The 18,748-nt window shown below is 43.7% G+C and carries 15 protein-coding genes; 11 read left to right on the top strand and 4 right to left on the bottom strand.

Going from position 1 to position 18,748, the window contains the following annotated elements; genetic code table 11:
- Together FTV14_RS02660 and FTV14_RS02665 are read right to left on the bottom strand one after the other, a co-directional pair.
- A complete protein-coding gene (locus FTV14_RS02660) occupies positions 1-1,266 on the bottom strand; it encodes a DcaP family trimeric outer membrane transporter (RefSeq protein WP_180053270.1) in 1,266 nt (421 codons plus the stop codon).
- A 223-nt stretch (positions 1,267-1,489) separates the two neighbouring features.
- A complete protein-coding gene (locus FTV14_RS02665; protein ID WP_179993397.1) occupies positions 1,490-2,788 on the bottom strand; it encodes an MFS transporter in 1,299 nt (432 codons plus the stop codon).
- Between the two features lie 450 nt (positions 2,789-3,238).
- Between FTV14_RS02665 and FTV14_RS02670 the strand changes: the two genes are divergently transcribed.
- Genes FTV14_RS02670 through FTV14_RS02680 form a run of 3 tightly spaced genes read left to right on the top strand, consistent with a single transcriptional unit; the run spans position 3,239 to position 6,772 of the window.
- Positions 3,239-4,012, top strand: coding sequence for an enoyl-CoA hydratase (locus FTV14_RS02670; protein ID WP_004785705.1), 774 nt, complete (start codon positions 3,239-3,241; stop codon positions 4,010-4,012).
- 2 nt (positions 4,013-4,014) lie between these two features.
- Positions 4,015-5,535 (top strand): 3-hydroxyacyl-CoA dehydrogenase, encoded by a 1,521-nt coding sequence (locus FTV14_RS02675; protein WP_180053271.1) that lies wholly within the window; start codon positions 4,015-4,017, stop codon positions 5,533-5,535.
- 25 nt (positions 5,536-5,560) lie between these two features.
- Complete coding sequence (locus FTV14_RS02680) at positions 5,561-6,772, top strand: 3-oxoadipyl-CoA thiolase (protein ID WP_180053272.1); 1,212 nt, start codon at positions 5,561-5,563, stop codon at positions 6,770-6,772.
- A 119-nt stretch (positions 6,773-6,891) separates the two neighbouring features.
- Here FTV14_RS02680 and FTV14_RS02685 read toward each other — a convergent pair whose 3' ends face one another.
- Positions 6,892-7,329, bottom strand: coding sequence for a PaaI family thioesterase (locus FTV14_RS02685; RefSeq protein ID WP_180002010.1), 438 nt, complete (start codon positions 7,327-7,329; stop codon positions 6,892-6,894).
- Positions 7,330-7,439: 110 nt separating this feature from the next.
- Between FTV14_RS02685 and FTV14_RS02690 the strand changes: the two genes are divergently transcribed.
- From FTV14_RS02690 to FTV14_RS02720, 7 genes are all read left to right on the top strand, one after another.
- Complete coding sequence (locus tag FTV14_RS02690) at positions 7,440-8,195, top strand: class II aldolase/adducin family protein (protein ID WP_125278512.1); 756 nt, start codon at positions 7,440-7,442, stop codon at positions 8,193-8,195.
- A complete protein-coding gene (locus FTV14_RS02695) occupies positions 8,192-9,115 on the top strand; it encodes a glyoxylate/hydroxypyruvate reductase A (protein WP_180053273.1) in 924 nt (307 codons plus the stop codon). The genes FTV14_RS02690 and FTV14_RS02695 overlap by 4 nt, the downstream gene beginning before the upstream one ends.
- Before the next feature lie 37 nt (positions 9,116-9,152).
- A complete protein-coding gene (locus tag FTV14_RS02700) occupies positions 9,153-9,941 on the top strand; it encodes an enoyl-CoA hydratase-related protein (protein ID WP_125278514.1) in 789 nt (262 codons plus the stop codon).
- Between the two features lie 11 nt (positions 9,942-9,952).
- Positions 9,953-10,933, top strand: coding sequence for a nitronate monooxygenase family protein (locus tag FTV14_RS02705; protein ID WP_180053274.1), 981 nt, complete (start codon positions 9,953-9,955; stop codon positions 10,931-10,933).
- A gap of 207 nt (positions 10,934-11,140) precedes the next feature.
- A complete protein-coding gene (locus FTV14_RS02710; RefSeq protein ID WP_125278516.1) occupies positions 11,141-12,943 on the top strand; it encodes an acyl-CoA dehydrogenase C-terminal domain-containing protein in 1,803 nt (600 codons plus the stop codon).
- 135 nt (positions 12,944-13,078) lie between these two features.
- Positions 13,079-13,918: an alpha/beta fold hydrolase gene (locus tag FTV14_RS02715; protein ID WP_180053275.1), complete on the top strand. Its 840-nt coding sequence runs from the start codon at positions 13,079-13,081 to the stop codon at positions 13,916-13,918.
- A gap of 16 nt (positions 13,919-13,934) precedes the next feature.
- A complete protein-coding gene (locus FTV14_RS02720) occupies positions 13,935-15,431 on the top strand; it encodes an NAD(P)/FAD-dependent oxidoreductase (RefSeq protein ID WP_180053276.1) in 1,497 nt (498 codons plus the stop codon).
- 67 nt (positions 15,432-15,498) lie between these two features.
- On the opposite strand, the gene FTV14_RS02725 is transcribed toward FTV14_RS02720, so the two are convergent.
- A complete protein-coding gene (locus FTV14_RS02725) occupies positions 15,499-16,773 on the bottom strand; it encodes an MFS transporter (protein WP_180053277.1) in 1,275 nt (424 codons plus the stop codon).
- Positions 16,774-17,054: 281 nt separating this feature from the next.
- Here FTV14_RS02725 and FTV14_RS02730 point away from each other — a divergent pair, with 281 nt between their 5' ends.
- Positions 17,055-18,737: an AMP-binding protein gene (locus tag FTV14_RS02730; protein WP_180053278.1), complete on the top strand. Its 1,683-nt coding sequence runs from the start codon at positions 17,055-17,057 to the stop codon at positions 18,735-18,737.
- The last annotated feature ends 11 nt before the right edge of the window (positions 18,738-18,748 follow it).

The raw sequence follows: 18,748 nt of genomic DNA on the forward strand, positions 1-18,748 counted from the left end.
TTAAAAACTATAGTTGGCAGAGAGGTTGATACGTGAAACATCCGCTTCTCTATTATCAAAAGTTTCACGTTTACCGTGATGGTACTCTGCACCGAGATTAATCTTTGGAACAGGAGAGTAGATCACGTTTGCTACATAGTCAGTTAAACGTTTATTGGTCTTAGGATTCGCGCGTGCATAGTCGCTGGAATCATCAAAATCAACAACGCTAGCATTGATGCTACTACGTAGTTTCGGCGTGAATTTATGCGTAAAGCCGATACTTAAACTATTAAACTCATTGAGCAAAAGTTCATTATTGATTGGATCAACTGAGTAATCTCCACCCCAAGCAGCACCGTCGGTGGTTGAACCTTGAGTCAAGAAAGCTGCAATACGCTGGTCGCCGACCATATGGAAATAGTTACCCTGAATCGAGTTTTGATCATTGAGATGATAACGTCCACCAAGGCCTACACCCCAACCAACTTTTTCAATATCACCTGTATCTGTTTGCGCCTGCTTTTGATTGACAAAGCCTTGAGCCAATAAATGCAGCGGACCTGATTGATGAACATATTTAGTGGTTAAAGCAGGTAGGGCAGAAGAACGATCACCACCGGCCATATACTCCAGACCTACATTCCAGGTATTTTCCGGATCAAGTTTGAAAGCATAGCTGACTTGAGGCGTACGTAGGACTGATCCACCCAGCAATAAACTGTAATCGACAGCTTCAGTGCTAATTTCCGGTGTCGACATTAATGACCAGGCCTGACCAAAAGTCCAGTTATAGTATTTTAAATGTGCATGACGAATACGTAATCCACCATCGCCTTTACCATTATTGGTCCAGAAGTCAGCTTCTAAACGTGCAGAAACATTCGGGTTTCCACCCAAGTCTTTCGCCAGGAAACCAATTCGGCTGGCAGCTGCAGTAAAATCTGAACGGGTAGAGTCAGGCTCAGTAAAAGGGACTTTATTAATCTGGTTAATGGTACGGCCACGAGCTTCAGTAGTACTTTTGAAATCGACTGCGCCATCAAAGCGAATCAATCCATAGACATCGACATTGTCTACCATTGAACTCAAAGTTTTAGAGTCTTGTGCTTTGGCTTCTTCTTGCTGGTTCTTTAACGCAAGTTGTGCTGCTTTTTGCTGTTCCAATTCGGCCTGGATTTGCTTTAACTGTGATTCTAAAAACTGCATCCGGTCTTCTGACGCTTCTGCTGAAAATGCCTGTGCTGAAGCAATACCACATAATGTCGCTAAAACTAATTTTTTCATTTCTTAATCCCTAAAGAAATATTCTGATATCTAAGAAGGAAAATCTTTCCTTAATGTTGCTCTTATTGCGTAATACAGAAATACTGACTTTTGAATAATGAATACGAGTCTTTTTTAACCCAGAAACATCCTGTTCAGGTCAAAGGGCATGTATTCGATATTTAAAGTCATAAAAATATGGATGAAGGAGGGCAGTAAATTTACCGCCCTCCTGAGTTAAAAGTTATTCAGCTTTTTGTGGATCGTATAAACGGTCCTTAATAAACAGGGCAGGAATCAAACCGCATAGGAAGTAAGCTGCACCCATCACCAATAAACCAGTACCGATCGAACCATTCATCGCAAGATAACCAATGGTAATTGGAGCGAATATTGCACCGATACGACCAATATTGAACGCACCACCGACTGCTGTACCACGAACCCCAGTTGGGAAACTTTCAGTGAGATAGGTTGCATTAATCGCATATGGAATACCGTACAGGAAGCCGAAGATTAGCATCAGTACACCAATGTTATCGGCATTGTGCATATACACGACAACAGGAATAAATAGCGCTGTTCCCATGGTGCCGAAAGCAAACACAATACGACGACCAATTTTGTCAGCAACATAACCTGCAATGATTTTGGCGAACATCATGGTAATAAAGGTACCCACCATGTATAACGCCATTTCCTTGAATTTAATGCCTAACTCGGCTTCAAGATAACTTGGTAACCAGTTACTTACACCGAAATAACCGAACAGCAGGAAACCAGAGCTGAAAGACCACAAGATGAACATCTTGCCATGGGTTTTATCTTTAAGAATGGTGATATACGGATTGCCTTTTTTGGCATCATTATCCACGATCTGACCAGTTCTTTTCATTTCACGGACACGTTTCCATGACTCTGGCTCTGGTACCATGAAGTGCATCAAAATACCCAAAGCTAATGGGGCAATTGTCACCCAGTACAGCATACGCCAGCCGAATTCAGGAATAATCCAGCCAGAAACCATGGTAATCACTAATGATCCTAAAGTGAAACCAGTCATTAATGTTGCCAGTACTGTAGTACGGTATTTGGTCGGTACGTATTCTGACATCAGGGTATTACAGGCAATATATAAACAGCCCAAACCTAAGCACGAAAGGGTACGTAAAATCGCAAACTCTTGATAAGACTGGGCAAAACCTGAATAGGCAGACAAAATCGAGAAGGAAATAGTGGCCAATACGATGACACGTACGCGACCGAATTTGTCACAGGCCCATCCGCCAATAAAGCCACCGATCCCCATACCCAAAAGAGAATAACTTCCCAAGGCACCGGCCTGTACAGAAGTTAGCCCCCATTCTGCTTTCAAACTGGTCAAGCTGAAAGCCAGAATACCAATGTCTGCACCGTCACATAGTAAAATCAAAAAAGCGAAGACAAAGGCCGTCATCCACAGGCGTTTAGGTGCCTGCTTAACGGTGTCGTCGGAGGAGACCCCCGTTTTAGTTTCCTCAGCTACGATGGTATCGCTTGTCATTCTTATATCCTCTATATATTAAAGTAGCATTCCTCTGCTACCGCTAAATCCATTTTCTTCCTCACGGAAAAGCATTTTCCTCATCTAAGGTCTAAGCATCTGTGCGCATTCGCCCTGTTACGATCAGGCTGGATCTGATTTTTCCGTTTCACCTTGAGTGAAAAATCACTGAACAACGTAGTATCCTTATGACGGAAATTAATTTTTTTATTTTGTATTGTGGTTAATATTTACATAAATGAATAACCAAAATTCGAATTAAATAATTAATTCCGTATTGCGAAATCAATTAATCATAAAATAGCCAACTGAACAAGAGTTTTTACTCTAATTTTTATTAAAAAATAACTTTTTTGAGTTTTTGAGAGAAAAAATCTTGATTTATGGGTCTAGAAACCGTAGTTTTATATAAAATAGAATTTCGCTATACAAAATAAATGGAGATTTTTGATGGAACAGGTAGTTCAAGTAGAGCAAATCTCGACACATGTGGCGATGGTCAAGATCCATCGTCCAGAAGCTAAAAATGCCCTGAATACAGAAGTGCGTCAGAAACTGGCTGCGGCTTTTCTGCAATTGAATGACGATGAAAATATCCGTGCCATTATTCTCACTGGCGGTGAAACTGACTTCGCTGCAGGCGCTGACCTTAAAGAACTGGCAAATGCTGAAACGATCCAGATGATGCAGCGTCGTACCGAACGTTACTGGCAAGCGATTGCACAATGTTCAAAACCAGTGATTGCAGCAGTAAACGGTTATGCATTGGGTGGTGGCTGTGAACTGGCAATGCATGCGGACATTATCATTGCTGGAAAAAGTGCCCAGTTCGGTCAGCCTGAAGTCAAAGTAGGGGTAATGCCGGGTGCTGGTGGTACACAGCGTTTATTCCGTGCCGTGGGTAAATTTCATGCAATGCGCATCATTATGACGGGTTGTCTGGTTCCTGCACCAGAAGCGTATCAGATTGGTCTGGTGTCTCAAGTAACTGAAGACAGCGAAACCCTTGCAACAGCAATCAAAATGGCTGAAGGTTTGGCAAAAATGCCGCCAATTGCGCTTGAACAAATCAAGGAAGTGGCTTTACTGGCTGAAGATGTGCCACTCAATGCCGGCTTAATGCTGGAACGTAAATCTTTCCAGATGCTGTTTTCTTCAGAAGATCAAAAAGAAGGTATGCAAGCCTTTATCGAAAAACGTAAACCAAATTATCAGGGACGATAAGCATGAGCATTCAAATTCAGAAAATCGGTATTATTGGCGTAGGTACCATGGGTGCGGGCATTGCCCAAATCGCGATTCAGTCCGGTCATGATGTGGTGTTGTTTGATGCCAAAGCGGGTGCTGCTGAACAGGCACAGGAAAAGCTGGCTAAAACATTAAATACCCTGGCAGATAAAGGAAAATTCAGCCATGAAAAAGCTGCTGAAGATCTTGCTCATTTATCCATTGCCCAGCAGATCGAAGACCTGAAAGATTGCGATTTAATCGTTGAAGCGATTATTGAAAATCTGGAAATCAAACAAAAGCTGATGCAGCAACTGGAAGGCATTGTGAAACCGGAAGCAATTCTGGCATCCAATACATCTTCACTGTCTATCAGTGCGATTGCTGCCAATTGCAGCCAGCCGGAACGCGTTGCCGGTTATCACTTCTTTAACCCGGTTCCACTGATGAAAGTGGTTGAGGTCATTGAAGGCTTTAATACCCGTGCTGATATTGTGGATGCACTTACTCAGTTATCTACAAAAATGGGACATCGCCCGGTAAAAGCCAAAGATACCCCAGGATTTATCATTAACCATGCAGGTCGTGCCTTTGGTAGCGAAGCCTATGCAATTCTGAATGAAAATGTCACTCCATTTTATGAAATTGATCGCATCTACCGTGACGGGATCGGTTTCAAGATGGGGCCATTTGAGTTAGGCGATCTGACCGGGATGGATGTATCTCATCCAGTGAGCGAATCGATCTATCACCAATATTATGAAGAAGCGCGTTACCGCCCAAGCGTGATTACCCGCCAGCGTTTTATTGCTAAACAGCTAGGTCGTAAAACTGGTAAAGGTTTTTATGATTACACTTCAGGGAGCAAAGTAGGTGATGTGGCTCCAACACTGGTTGAAAAGCTGGATCAATATCCATCGGTTTGGTTAGGTACAGAATATAGCGAAGACCGTCAGGCGCTTGAGCAATATCTGCAGCAGTTCAACATCCAGATTGAGCAAACTGAAACACCTTCAGCAGATGCTTTAATTTTAATTGCGACTTATGGTGAAGATGCCACTTCAGCCGCAGTTCATTATCAGGTGTCTCCGCAGCAAGTAGTCTGTATCGATCTACTTTACGGTCTGAATAAACACCGTACTTTAATGCCAACGTTTGTGACCAAAGCTGAACTGGTAAATGCAGCGCAATCGATTTTAAATCTGGATGGCGTGAGTGCGAGCACAATTCAGGAAAGCGTGGGTTTTGTGGCTCAACGTGCTTTAGCGATGATTGTGAATCTTGGCTGTGATATCGCCCAGCAAGGTGTTGCCACTGTAGAAGACATCAACGTTGCCGTGAAATTAGGCCTTGGTTATCCATATGGCCCAATTGAATGGGGCGATATATTAGGTGCTGAAAAAATTCTGAAAATTTTAGACCGCATGACTGCGATTACCCGTGACCAGCGTTACCGCCCAAGTCCTTGGTTGCGCCGCCGCGTTCAGCTCGGTTTGCCTCTTGTTCATACTACACATTAATTAAAAAGTTAAAGGAATAACACTCATGTTAAATGCCTATATTTATGATGGTTTACGTTCTCCAATCGGTCGCCATGCAGGAAGCCTGGCAACTGTACGTCCAGATGATCTAGCAGCAACAGTCATTAAAAATCTGCTAGAAAAAACAGGTATTCCTGCAGCTGACATAGAAGATGTGATCTTTGGTAGCACTAACCAGGCCGGTGAAGACAGCCGTAACGTGGCTCGTTTTGCTGCACTACTCGCAGGTATGCCAGTGACAGTTCCGGGTCAAACTGTAAACCGTCTTTGTGCTTCAGGCCTGGGTGCTGTGATTGATTCAGCACGTGCCATTACCGCAGGTGAAGGTGAGCTGTATATTGCAGGTGGTGTAGAAAGCATGACGCGTGCACCATTTGTAATGGCTAAAGCTGAAAGCGCGTATTCACGTGATGCCAAAATCTATGACACCACCATTGGTACACGTTTCCCGAACCGTAAATTCACCGATCAGTTTGGCGCGCACAGCATGCCGGAAACAGGTGATAACGTCGCTGAAGAGTTTGGCATTACGCGTGAACAGGCAGATACTTTTGCTGCTGCATCACAAGCGAAATATCAAGCTGCAAAAGAAGCAGGTTTCTTTGAAGGTGAAATTACCCCGATTGAAGTTTCACAAGGGCGTAAATTGCCGCCTAAATTAGTGACTGAAGATGAACATCCACGTCCATCTTCAACATTTGAAGCATTATCCAAGTTAAAACCGCTTTTCGAAGGTGGTGTTGTGACTGCAGGTAATGCATCAGGTATCAATGACGGCGCTGCAGCACTGATTATCGGCAGTGAAAAAGTTCAGGAACAGTATGGCTTAAAACCTTTAGCTCGTATTCTGTCTTCTGCAGCCGCTGGCATTGAGCCACGCATCATGGGTGCGGGCCCAATTGAAGCAATCAAAAAAGCTGTAAAACGTGCAGGTTTGACGCTAGATGATATGGACATTATCGAGATCAATGAAGCATTTGCCAGCCAGGTGTTATCTTGCCTGAAAGGTCTGGATGTGGCTTTTGATGATCCGCGTGTCAACCCAAATGGTGGTGGCATTGCGATTGGCCATCCACTAGGCTGTTCAGGTGCGCGTTTGGCTTTAACTGTTGCGCGTCAATTACAGCGTACTGGTAAAAAATATGCCGTGATCAGCCTGTGTATCGGTCTGGGTCAAGGCCTGGCGATGGTGATTGAAAACCCTGAAGCTGCATAACAGTTTCAGTTATTGCTTTCATGCCATGTATAGATGATATGCATGGCATTTTTTATTAGGATTTTTTCAAAATAAAAAAATCCCTGCAAATGCAGGGAATGTTTAAATCAGCGTAAGGATTATTTACGGCCAGTAACCAATAAAGTTGCTGAACCGAAAGCATAAAGTTTACCGTCTTTATCTACAATTCGGCCTTCTGAAGTCAACACATTGCGTCCAATCCGGATCACTTCGCCAATCGCAGTATAAGTTTCGCTATTTTTCATGGCTTTGAGCATTTTGACATTCAGGTCAATAGTGGAAAAACTCACGCCCGCATCAACTGTAGTATGAACTGCTGCACCGGTTACGCTGTCTAGAACCGTGGCGCAGAATCCACCATGAATGCCGCCTTGCAGGTTGAAATGACGTTCATCTGGATAAACTTCATATTCCACGTAGTTTTCACGGACGACACTGAGTTTCATGGGAATCAGTTGTCCCATCGCTGAACCAGGCAATTCGCCATTTTTAATTGCAGTTAGATATTCAAGTCCATTCATTTGAGCTGTAGTCATATAGCTTCCCTTTAATAAAATATTTCGCCTTATGAAATAATATTCTGTTTTTCTAAAATTATGATATAACAGATAGTGATCGAAATGCTATATTTTTCCAGGATGGAATGATGACAATAAAAAATCTCGTCACAGATGCTGAATGGCAGGCACGCTGTGAACTCGCAGCACTTTATCGTATTATTGCGCATTATCGGATGACCGACCTGATTGATACTCATATCAGCCTAAGAGTCCCAGATCAACCAGACTGTTTTCTGATTAACCAATATGGTGTCGCATTTGAAAAAATGCGTGCCTCAACGCTGGTGAAGATTAATCATGAAGGACAGGTGGTAGAAAGCTATGAGCAGGACAAGCCAGTCAATATGGCAGGTTTTGTAATTCATTCTGCGATTCATGACGCGCATCCTCATCTCAACTGTGTCATTCATACGCATACTGCAGATGGTATTGCCGTCTCTGCTCAGAAACACGGGCTTCTCCCAATTTCCCAGCACGCCATGAAATTTTATCAGCATGTGGCCTATCACGAATATGAAGGCGTCGCGCTTTCAACTGATGAACAAGAACGCTTGATTCAGGACTTGGGCAGCCATCGCGCCATGATTTTACGCAATCATGGCCTATTAACGGCTGGGGAAACCATTGCGCGGGCTTTTCATGAAATCTATTTCCTGGAGCGCGCCTGTCAGGCACAGGTGAAAGCCTTAAGCGGCGGTGCTGAATTGCATTATCCAGCAGAAGAAGTCCGAATTAAAACAGCCAAGCAGTTCGCCAGTCCTCTCATTGAACCGATTTTACAGCGTGCCTGGCAGGCCGCTTTGTCCCTGATTGAGCATCAATATACGGAGTATGCATCATGATTGTTATTTCCAGTTCTGTACCAAATATTGAAGCCATTCTGGTCAAGTCTTTTCAAAAATATGCGCCTGCTGGCAGTTTCTGTACAGTGGACAGTCCTGAAGCTGAACAGGCAACCACAGTCGCTGCCTGGTTTCCAGATCTGGAAAAAGTGCAGCAGCTACCAAAGCTTGGCCTGATTCATTCGATTGCTGCTGGGGTAGAACATTTAAACTTAAATGCTGTACGTCCAGATCAAGCCGTTTGCCGGGTACTGGATCCACATCATCAAAAGGGCATGTTTGATTATCTGCTTTGGGGTGTGCTGTATTTTCAGCGCTATTTTGACCGCATGATCCAGCAGCAAAAGCAGCAACTGTGGAAGCAGTATCGCCAGAGCTATAGCCATCATATCCAGATCGGGATTATGGGACTCGGGCATATGGGCGGATACGTAGCAGAACGTTTTGCAGACATGGGCTATCAAGTCTCTGGTTGGTCGAATTCCCCAAAAGACATTAATCAAGTTAAAAGTTATGTAGGGCAAGAACAGCTTTCCGAATTTCTGGCGCAAAGTCAGATTCTGATTAACCTGCTACCACTCACCGAAGAAAATACCGGCATTCTTTCTGCTGAATTATTTCAGCAACTTCCTGAACAGGCAGCTTTGATTCATGTCGGGCGTGGCCAGCATTTAATCGAGCAGGATTTATTGGATGCGCTGGATTCTGGTCATCTTCGTGGTGCGATTGTTGATGTCTTTGAGCAGGAGCCATTACCTGTGGACCATCCATTCTGGCAGCATGAAAAAATTGTGGTGACACCACATGTTGCCTCACATGCCCCAATGTCTGTGGTGGTAGAGCAGATACTGGAAAATGACCGCCGATTAAATCAGGGCCTGGATTTGTGTCATCAGGTGGATGTCAATAAAGGCTATTAATTGTAGAGATACAGACAAAAAAATAAGGAAATTGATGATGTGGGAAATGATTCAGACCCAGGTTCAGCAAGGCGTTGCCACTTTAAGTTTTAACCGTCCAGATTCACTGAACAGTTTCAATCGGCAAATGCATGAGGAAGTGCAGCAGGTGCTGAAAAGCTGGAATACAGACTCGGATATTCGGGTGATTGTGATTCGTGGTAATGGTCGGGCATTTTCAGCGGGACAGGATTTAAAAGAACGTGCCGGGCAGCTCGGTAGTGTGCCGTTGCCTCCCGAAGGCTCTCTAGCCAAATATTATAATCCTTTGATCAACCTGATTCGTAAAAGTCCCAAACCGGTGCTTGCGGCAGTAAATGGTGTGGCTGCCGGTGCAGGGGCCAATATCGCGCTGGCTTGCGATCTGGTTATTGCCAAGGAAAGTGCCAAATTTATTCAAGCCTTTTCTAAAATTGGCTTAATTCCTGATGCCGGCGGCACCTGGATGTTGCCGCGTTTGATCGGCTATGCACGTGCCATGGCACTGACTTTACTTGGTGAGCCTGTGCATGCCAAAGAAGCGGCTGAAATGGGTATGATCTGGAAAATGATCCCTGATGCAGAATTTGATGCTTATATCGATGAGCTTGCACAGCGACTGGCACGACAGCCGACCTATGCACTGGCCTTAACCAAACAGGCTTTGCAACGCAGTGCTGAAAATAGCATGGATCAGCAACTGGAGCTGGAACAAAACCTGCAATACTTGGCCTTAAGTAGCCAGGACTACAAAGAGGGTGTGCAGGCCTTTGTTGAAAAACGTCCTGCACAATTTACCGGACGCTAAGGAGAACATTCATGAACATTCAAACGCGTATCACCGAGCTTTTAGGCATTCGCTATCCGATTATTCAGGGCGGCATGATGTGGGTCGGTACCGCAGAAATGGCCAGTGCAGTCTCCAATGCGGGTGGTTTGGGAACGCTGACGGCATTGACACAACCCACACCTGAAGCGCTGACCAAGGAAATTGCACGTTGCCGTGAAATGACGGATCAGCCTTTTGCGGTCAATTTAACTTTATTACCCGCTGTAAACCCACCGCCGTATGCCGAATATCGTCAGGCCATTATTGAAAGTGGAATCAAGATTGTAGAAACGGCAGGTAACAAGCCACATGAACATATTGAGGCCTTTAAACAGCACGGCATCATTGTGATTCATAAATGTACCTCGGTCAGACATGCACTTTCAGCACAACGAATCGGTGCGGATGTGATCTCGATTGACGGTTTTGAATGTGCCGGCCATCCGGGTGAAGATGATATTCCTGGACTAATCCTGATTCCTGCAGCCGCTGATCAGCTTACCGTACCAATTGTGGCCAGTGGTGGTTTTGCTGATGGACGTGGTCTGGTGGCAGCACTTGCTTTAGGTGCAGAAGGCATCAATATGGGGACACGTTTCTGTGCCACACAAGAAGCGCCAATCCATCCCAACATCAAGCAGTTTTATGTCGACAATGATGAACGAGCAACGCATCTACTTTACCGCCAGTTCAGAAATACTGCGCGTGTTGCGAAAAATGCGGTATCTGATCTCGTCGTTAAAATGGGTGAAGACCCAAATCTGGAATTTGAACAGATTCGCCCTTATGTTAGTGGCTTAAAAGGCAAGCTGGCTTTGGAAAATGGCGATGTAGATGCAGGCGTACTGACAGCAGGTCAAGTGATGGGGTTAATCCATGACATTCCAACCTGTCAAACGCTGATTGACAATATCATGCAAGAAGCAGAACAGATTGTTCAGCAACGTTTGGCTCAGTTTTTCCCGCGCTAGATCGATTTATTTTGATCATTTAATAAAAAGCCATTCATTACCGAATGGCTTTTTTATACCAAAGTTTTAATTTTTTAAATGTGATTTTTTATGTCATGACTAGATTTTATCCATGCACTTATATTATATTCGACCTAAAACATAATTTCGTATTATGAAATTAATTGTCATAAATATACAAATTAGAACTCATACAAGGGAATTACGATGAGAAATTATATTGCGCCATTAAAAGACATGAAATTTGTGCTGAAAGATCTGCTCAATGTTGAACAGAAATACGAAGGCTATGCAAAGTTCGCAGACAAAGTTTCTATGGATATTATGGAACAATATCTGGAAGTCGCTGCTGATTTTTGCCAAAACGAACTTCTACCGATTAATGCAACAGGCGACCAGCAGGGCTGCCGTTTGCAGGATGGCGTCGTAACTACACCGGATGGTTTTAAAGCGGCTTATGACAAATATGTAGAACTTGGTTTTACCTCATTAACTGGCGATGAAAAATATGGTGGCCAAGGCTTCCCGACTTTATACCGTATTGCCATTTCAGAAATTATTACGGCGACTAACTGGTCTTGGGGTATGTACCCAGGCCTGTCACATGGTGCGATGCGTACCTTAGAGCATCACGGTAGCGACGAACAGAAACAGAAATTCCTGGTGCCTTTAATTGCAGGTCGCTGGACCGGAACTATGTGTTTAACTGAATCACATGCCGGTTCTGATCTGGGCCTGATCCGTACCAAAGCAGTGCCAAATGAAGATGGCAGCTACAGCATCAGCGGTGAGAAAATCTTTATTTCAGCAGGTGAGCATGACCTGGCTGAAAATATCGTACATATCGTATTGGCACGTTTACCGGATGCACCAGCAGGTACTAAAGGTATTTCACTGTTTATCGTGCCTAAATACAATCTGGATGAAGCTGGAAATGTGGCTTCACGCAATGGTGTGGTGTGTAGCGCGATTGAACACAAGATGGGTATTCATGGCAATGCGACCTGTGTACTGAATTTTGATAATGCCAAAGGTTTCCTGATCGGGCCTGAAAACCGCGGCTTGAACTGCATGTTTACTTTTATGAACTCTGCGCGTATTGGTACAGCGATTCAAGGTTTGGCTGCAGCTGAATCATCTTATCAAGGCGCATTGGCTTATGCCAAAGACCGTTTGGCAATGCGCTCACTTGAAGGTGCGAAAGAGCCAAACCTGCCTGCGGATCCAATCATTGTGCATCCGGCAGTACGCAATATGCTGCTCACTCAAAAGGTATTTGCTGAAGGTTCACGTGCCTTGGCTTATTATCTGGCGACTTATGCCGATATTGCTGAAGCAACGGACAATCCTGAAGAGAAGAAAGCAGCAGAAGACCGTCTGGCATTATTAACCCCAATTGCTAAAGCATTAATGACAGAAACAGGTGTGGAAGCAGCTAAACACGGTATGCAGGTTTTCGGTGGACACGGCTATATTGCTGAACATGGCATGGAACAGATTGCCCGTGATGCACGTATTGCCAGCCTCTATGAAGGTACCACTGAAATTCAATCAATCGATTTACTGGCGCGTAAAGTGCTGGGTTCGAAACTAGGTTTGCTCACTGCATTAACGGATGAGATTCAGGGCTTTGTTAAAGAGCATCAGCAACATGCCCAGTTTAACCAGCAGGTTGCACAAGTGAGCCAGCTGACTGAGCAATGGCTAGAATTAACCAAAACGATTCAGGCTCAGGCACAACAGTCTGCCAATGAAATCGGTGCGGCATCTGTGGATTACCTATATTTCTCTGGTTATGTAGTGTCTTCGTATTTATGGCTGAAAATGGCGATTACGGCGCAGCAAAAAATTGAGGAAGGCAATACTGATCCGTTCTATGCAGCGAAGATCAAAACGGCACAATTCTTCTTTGCCCGGATTCTGCCAAGAACTTCAACTCACGTTGCCAATATTCAGGCCGGTGGTGAGAGCCTGTTCCTGCTGACTCCTGAAGAGTTTAAATTCGATTAATCCTTTTGCCCACGATCAATCTCTCGATCGTGGGTCTTTTTTTCTTACTACTTTTTTCATCCTGCACAAAATTCAATATCGATGGGTGCTTTTTAGTATTGCATTGACCATAAAACAACAAGATCAGGAGTCTATATGGATTTAGACACGATTACTCGACAATGTCCTTATGGTGATCTGCAACTGACTTATCATGAAGTCGGACAGAAATCCTCATATCCCACCATCATTCTGATCCATGGTACGGGTGGAAATACGGACAAACATTTCAGCTATATTTTCCCCATGCTCGGTATCCATCAGCGGGTTTTATCGCTTGATTTGCATACTCCAGATAAAGCCGATCTGGCAGTGACTGATTTTAGCCAGCAAGTTGAAGCACTGATCCAGCATGCAGTTGCAGAAGATGAAGCAATTACTGTGGTGGGTTATTCACTTGGTGCTGTGATTGCTGCACAAGTAGCTGCGAGTCTTAAACAGCGCGTGGCACGTTTGATTCTGTTAGCAGGTTGGGCAAAAACCAGCTCGGTGCAACAACTACGGACCACGATCTGGCAACAGCTATTTAACGATCAATCCGCAGCTTTACCGCATTTTGTGAATTATTGCCTGTATAGCGATGATTATTTGTCTGCACGTAGTGAACAGCAGGTGTTGGATCTGGCACGCTTCGTTAAGCCTTCTCAAGATGCAGCCAAACAGCGTGGACTGAATTATCGCATTGACATCACCGCCATTTTGCCGAACATCTCTGCGGAGACTTTGATCGTGGCTTGCCGTGAAGACCGGATGGTGCCTTTAGCGCAAGCAAAATTACTCTTTGCTTCGATTCAGAACAGCCGCTATATCGAAATAGCTTCAGGACATGCAATCCATATTGAAGCGCCAGCGGAAGTGGTGCAACTGATCAACCAGTTTAGCCAGCATCCAGAACAGTATCCGGCGAATCAGAAAATCCAGCCCATGATGCCTTAAAAAAAGGAGAAAAATAATGCAAGCTCAAGGACAGCGCAGCAAGATTTTAATTGTAGGCAGCGGTTTTGGTGGATTAGGCATGGCGATCCGTCTTAAACAGCAGGGCATTCACGATTTTAAAATCATTGAACGTGCAGCAGAAGTGGGCGGAACATGGCGTGATAATACCTATCCCGGTGTCGCCTGTGATGTACCGTCACATTTATATTCTTTCTCGTTTATTAAAAATCCCAACTGGTCACGTGTCTTTCCGCAAGGGGCAGAAATTCAACGTTACTTAATTCAATGCTGTGATCAGGAAAATATCCGGCCACATATTGATTTTCATACTCAGCTCGAAAAAGCCAGCTGGAATACCGAAAAACGTATCTGGAATATTCAGACATCTAAAGGTTCTTATGAAGCAAATTTTTTAATTACAGCAACCGGGCATCTGGCAGATGAACATCTGCCACAAATTCCGGGACTAGAAGAATTTCAAGGTCAGGTCATGCATTCTGCACGTTGGAATCACGAAGTGAATCTGGATAATCAGCGTGTGGTTGTCGTGGGTTCAGGGGCTTCAGCTATCCAGCTTGTACCGGAAATTGCCAAAACAGCAAAAAGTCTGACCGTATTGCAACGCAGTGCGCCGTATATTTTACCGCGACCAGACCGACCTTATTCTGAGTCAGAAAAACAGCTTTTCCGCAAAGATCCGGATAGCATGGCAGCGTTAAGACATTCCTTGTTCTGGGGTAATGAATACAATTTTGCTCAGCGCCGTAATCTGAAAAGCCAGATCGAGCGGGTTAAGAAAAATTGCCTGCAATTCTTAAAACACCAGATTCCAGATCCTGAATTACAGCAGAAACTCACACCGAATTATGAACCGGGCTGCAAGCGTTTATTGCTGTCCAATGATTATTATCCGACTTTTCTAAAACCGAATGTCACGCTTGAAGATTCAGCTTTGGCTGAAATTGAGGAAGACGGTGTAATCAGCAAGTCTGGCAATAAGATTCCTGCAAATATCATCGTCTTTGCTACCGGATTTGAAGCAGCACGACCACCTTATGCTTCAAAGGTCATAGGTAAGCATGGTCTAAGCTTGGAGCAGCAATGGTCTAGTGGTATGCAGGGTTATCAATCTACGACCGTCCATAATTTTCCGAATCTATTTATCTTAAATGGTCCAAATACCGGTAGTGGACATAACTCAGCGCTTTATTTCCTGGAAACCCAATTTGATCTGGTACTGGATGCCTTGCAGTTTTTTGAACAGGAACAGATTCAGGTTTTTGAAGCCGATCAGAACGCCGAAAATCGCTATATGCAGGAGTTACAGCAACTTTCCCAAGGCAGTGTCTGGTTATCAGAAAGCTGTAAAAGTTGGTATCTGGACCCGGTGAGTCGCAAGCTGACTTTAGTCTGGCCGGATTATGCACATTCATTTAGAGATAAAAACCAGCATTTTATTCGCAGTGGTTACCATTATGAATACATGGAAAATGCTCAAAGAAAAGTTGTCTGATTTTTAAATTTTATTCATTAAAAAAACCAGTCTATTTGACTGGTTTTTTATTAAAAGATGATAGAGATTAATCTGCTTTTTGCGGATCATATAAGCGGTCACGTATAAACAGTGCAGGAATCAGACCGCAAATAAAATAGGCACCTGCCATTACCAATAGTCCCGTTCCAATTGAGCCTCCATGGGCAAAATAACCAATAGTGAGTGGGGCAAATACTGCTCCGATACGGCCTATATTGAATGCACCACCTACTGCTGTACCACGAATCGAAGTAGGGAAGCTTTCAGTCATATATGTGGCATTAATGGCAAATGGCATACCATACAAGAAGCCTAACATGAGCATCAGGTACAAAATATTGGTCGGTGTATTGAAATAAATTACAATCGGAAGAAACAGGGCTGTGCCCATGGTTCCAAAAGCGAACAAGGCACGTCGTCCGAAACGATCTGCCAGAATGCCTGCGACGATCTTGGCAAAAATCATGATCATAAACGTGCCAACCATATAGCCAGTCATGGCCTTAAAGCTGATGCCCAGATCCGATTCCAGATAGGCAGGTAACCAGTTGCTTAAACCGGCATAACCAAATTGCAGGGCACCTGCACTTAAAATCCATAGTAAAAACATCCAGCGGTGATTTTTATCTTTGAGAATGACTTTATAAGGATTCTGCTTTTTCACCTTAACTTTGCTAGCTGCTTCCTGACGTTTTAATTCACGTGAACGTAGCCATGAATCCGGTTCAGGAACAAGAAAATAAAGCAGAAAAGCCAGAACGATCGGGCAAATGGTAATCCAGTACAGCATACGCCAGCCATATTCAGGAATAATCCAGCCCGCCAGTAAAGTTGCACATAATGAACCTAAGGTAAAACCGGTCATAAGTGCTGCCAGAACAGTCGTCCGGTATTTTGTCGGAACATATTCTGACATTAAGGTATTACAGGCGATGTATAGGGAACCCAGTCCAATAGCTGCAATACTGCGGATAATTAAAAACTGATGGTAAGATTCTACAAAGCCCAAGGTGCAGGATAAGCTGGAAGCAAGAATCATATAAAATACAATAACTTTCACCCGGCCAAAACGGTCACAGGCCCAACCGCCAATTAATCCGCCAATCACTCCACCGACCAGACTCCAGCTCCCTAAGGCACCTGCCTGAACGGTGGTTAAATTAAATTCAGCTTTGATACTGGTAAGGCTATAGGCCAAGAAAGCCAGATCAACACCGTCTGCAAGTAAAATAAGAAAACATAGAATAAACGCGGTCATCCATATTTTTTTAGGCTGAACTGTGACCCGTTCAGCTTCTAGCACTGAAGTTTCATACGTCATCATCGACATCCTTTTCTTGTTACGTTGTTGTTTTATAAGAATGAATCCACATTCTTTTGTTGCTTTTACTGATTTATTATTTCGCTATAAGAAATTTCATATTATTAATTGATAAAATATATCCAAATAATTAGCCATAAAATTCGTGATTTTATTTGTAAAAATTTGAAATTAGCCAAATATTGCATTGATTTGGGAGGAAAGATAACGTTATTATTTTTTAATCAAAATAAAGTTTCACGATACAAAATAAATTTAAAATCAAGGATAGGAGTGCTGTAATGACAAGTCAGCCATGGATGGAAGAATATAAAAAATGGAATGTTAATCCGGAATTTACCCGGCCTGATCCTGACAAAACTTTGAGTACGACAATTGCAGAGAATCTGCTTAAGTTTAAGGATAAGACTGCATTTTTTTATCTGGATCGAAAGTTCAGCTATCAGGAGATTGATGTTTATAGCCAGAAACTGGCTACTTACCTACAGAATCTAGGCCTAGCAGCCGGTAGCCGAATCGCGGTGATGTTGCCGAATATTATTCAATATCCGATTGCGACTTTCGCGATTATTCGTGCAGGTTATATTCTGGTGAATGTAAACCCGATGTACACCCAGCGTGAGTTGTATCATCAAGTTCAGGATTCAGGAGCAGAAGCCTTGATTATTCTGGGCTCAACCTTAGAACAGTTAAATAATCTGGATGAATGTCCTGCGCTAAAACATGTGATTTCTACCCATCCGCTCGATTTCATTCAGGATCAGTCAGTTTCAATTTATAGCCAAACAGCGCAATATCCTGATAAACATTTTTCTGACTTTAAGCAGGCCATTGATCAGGTACAGGTGATTGATTTTGTAGCGCCTGTACAGCAGCAGGAAGATACTGTCATTCTGCAATATACCGGTGGGACTACAGGTGTTTCCAAAGGGGCTGAACTCAGTCATCGCAATATCTTATTTAATATTGCCCAGAACAGTACGGTGTTTATCAGCCATTTTGGTGACCGCTATGCCACTGAAGAAGAATATGTGTTTTGTGCCTTGCCGCTGTATCACATTTATGGTTTTACCATCTGCCTGTTCAGTTATGGACTAAGTCGCGGTTTTGCCAATGTACTGATTCCAAATCCAAGAGATCTGGATGCATTGGTAGATCAATATCATAAGCATCCTCCAACGGTATTTCCGGGCGTGAATACCATGTTTAATGCATTGGCTCATCATCCACGTTTCCGCGAGCTGGATCACTCACGCCTAAAAACCACGACAGGCGGCGGTGCATCTGTTTTAAAAAACACGGCAGAATTATGGTGCGAAGTCACAGGCTGTCATATCTATGAAGGCTACGGTCTTTCTGAGACCTCACCAACGGCAACATTTAACCCGCCTTTAAGCAAGCGCTTTAGCGGTAGTATTGGCTTGCCATTGGCAGGCACAGAAATTCAGATTCTGGATGATGAAGGAAAACCTGTAGCACTTCATCAGGCTGGAGAAATTGCTATTCGCGGCCCTCAGGTGATGAAAGGTTACTGGAAGCAACCGGAAGCAACAGCACAGGTATTTACCAAAGATGGTTTCTTCCTGACAGGTGATATCGGTTGTATGGACGAGCAGGGTTATATCACTATTCTGGACCGTAAAAAGGACATGATTCTGGTCTCCGGCTTTAATGTCTATCCAAATGAGCTGGAAGGCGTTTTATCCAAACATCCTAAAGTACTGGAATGTGCCGTCATTGGAGTGGATGATGAAAAATCTGGACAAGTTCCGAAAGCCTTTATTGTAAAACAGGATACCAGTCTGACCGAGAATGAAGTCATGACTTATCTGAGACTACAATTGACCAGTTATAAGCTGCCAAAATATATTGAGTTTGTGTCTGGATTGCCAAAGTCTGCAGTCGGTAAAATTCTACGCCGTGAGTTGCCTAAAACCGTGCAGCCGGATGCCAAAGCCTGCTGAGAAATGACATA

Origin of the sequence: Acinetobacter sp. YH12236 (assembly GCF_013417645.1) — a bacterium.
Taxonomy (GTDB): domain Bacteria; phylum Pseudomonadota; class Gammaproteobacteria; order Pseudomonadales; family Moraxellaceae; genus Acinetobacter.